At 53.4% G+C, this 1605-nt stretch carries 2 protein-coding genes; one reads left to right on the top strand and one right to left on the bottom strand.

Translation table 11 applies throughout. From position 1 onward, the window contains the following. Positions 1 to 1152: AMP-binding protein (locus tag NZ772_18675; GenBank protein ID MCS6815582.1), on the bottom strand; the 1152-nt coding region annotated here is incomplete at its 3' end. Positions 1153 to 1175: 23 nt separating this feature from the next. Between NZ772_18675 and NZ772_18680 the strand changes: the two genes are divergently transcribed. Further along, on the top strand, positions 1176 to 1605 hold a 430-nt coding region (locus NZ772_18680; protein MCS6815583.1), incomplete at its 3' end, for a DUF4214 domain-containing protein.

Genomic DNA, 1605 nt, shown 5'->3' on the forward strand with positions numbered 1-1605 from the left:
TCCCACTACCTGCAAGTAACCATCTTGATCCAGAAAGCCCAGATCATCGGTAAGGTAGCCTGTGCTGGGTAGTGACTGCTGGGACTGAGCATTGGGTTCTGACGCAAGCGGTGGGTAATAGCCCAAGAACAGGGATGTAGCGTGAATGGCGATCGTGCCAATAGTACCAGTAGGCAAAGGATATCCGTTGGTGTCTCGGATAGTGATTTGGGCATGGGGCAGCGATCGACCCACACCAGCCCTGCCTGCCAAAAACTCGCTGGGCCTAAGGGTAGCCACCTGAGAGGCAGTTTCCGTCATGCCATAGGTGGGTGCCAACGGTAGCCCCAACTTGCGGGCACGTTCCCCCAGAGCCGACCACAGCGGCGAACCCCCCACTAATACAGCCCGAAACTGCCGAAGCCATGCTGTGAGGGAACTACCCGTTGATGTTAGTCGGTCTTGATCGAGCAGGCGTTGAAGTTGGGTGGGCACTAGGGAAATGAACCAATCGTGGGGATCAATCCCCAAAACTTCACCATCAACCAAATGCTTGTAGGGTTGCCAGGCCAAACAACCACCCGATAGGTAGGCCCGTAAACATTGCATCAAGCCACTGACATGGTGGAGGGGCAGCACACAGTAGCTATTGATGCGATCGACCCCAAGATGCTGCTGAAAGCCCTGTACAGATGCTGTCAAGGTTTTCCAGGTATGGACTGCAAACTGGAGGTAACCAGACGAACCTCCAGTAGGAATCATAATGTGGCCTGCTATGCTCACAGGTTCAGCGGCTTGGCAGGGGGGTTCTCGGTAACGGCTGGATTGATCATCAGCACAGACTGCAAAAACAGGTGGTTCATTCCAGCATCCCTCCGTTAAGATAGCGTCAGGTTGTATCAATTCCAGCACTCGGTATTGCTCACTAGTTGTCCATTGGGGATTGCCTAAAAACAGGGGATAGCCCAAGGCAACGGTGGCAAAAAAGCCTGCTAAAAAGTTGACAGCATCAGCCTCCAACAGCAGGATACGGGGCATAGAACCAGACTCGCCTCGCTGGTGTAGTTGTTGATAGAGTGCCTCAGTGAGTTGTAACACCCGTTGATTGTCAATGCCGATCAGCCAAGTTGCCCGCACTCGATCGTGCAGATAGTCTAGCGATAGTGGGTTCATAACATCTGTAAGGAGTGAAAATTATGCCTGCCCTGAAACCTAGCTGGAGAGCAGTTCTAGCAATTGCTGCTGTTGTTGTCGCTACCCCTGCCATTGGTAATAGCCTGCACTTGTCAAGCTCACTGCGATTGGGGGAGGCACCAGTAAATCAGCCGCATCATTCGTCGCTGACTATAGCGCAGTTGAACCCCCGATCGGAAATCATCCGCTTCTACAAAGAGCTGCTAGGACGTGCACCCGAGGCCAATGGGCTGGATTATCACTTGGGACGCTACAACCAGGGACGATCCCTAGGACTGATTGAGCAGGATATTCGCAACAGCCCAGAGGGACGGCGGATGGCCTTGTTGTTATCCTCTGATGCCTATGGTGGCACAGTGCGATCCATCTATCTCACCGAACTGCGACGAGAACCGGAAGCTGCTGGTCTGGCCTACTATGTGCGGCAACTCG

Source organism: Cyanobacteriota bacterium, from assembly GCA_025054735.1.
Lineage (GTDB): Bacteria > Cyanobacteriota > Cyanobacteriia > SKYG9 > SKYG9 > SKYG9.